The following is a 297-nucleotide window of genomic DNA, read 5'->3' as shown; positions in this document are numbered from 1 at the left end:
GCTTTCGCTCATCACGGTCGTCTGCTCCGTCGCCACCTGCGACGACGAATCGGTGGCGGCTGGGGGCTTGCCCGTGGAGGCGGCGTGGATGTCCGATGCGGAAGCATTATAGCCCGGCATTCCAACCGACATCGTCGGGTCGCCAGCCGATGTGCAGGAGGCCAGAAGCACGGAGCAGAGCGCTGCCACAATGGCGCGGCGTTCTCCCTTCGCGAGGCTCCATCCTGCTGATTTCAAAGTCAAATTCCCCCTCGACGTCCGGTCGGTACATCCGTGTCGCTGACTGGCATGTCCGCG

1 pseudogene is annotated in these 297 nt (G+C 64.0%); it reads right to left on the bottom strand.

Annotated features, from left to right (window positions below):
• A pseudogene (locus EN852_RS42995) lies at window positions 1–243 on the bottom strand (peptidase M15A); the annotation flags it as partial.
• Window positions 244–297: the final 54 nt, after the last annotated feature.

This window comes from Mesorhizobium sp. M2E.F.Ca.ET.209.01.1.1 (assembly GCF_004010375.2).
Taxonomy (GTDB): Bacteria; Pseudomonadota; Alphaproteobacteria; order Rhizobiales; family Rhizobiaceae; genus Mesorhizobium.
The sequence above is the reverse complement of the archived record's forward strand: the minus strand, read 5'-3'. Positions and strand labels throughout refer to the sequence as shown.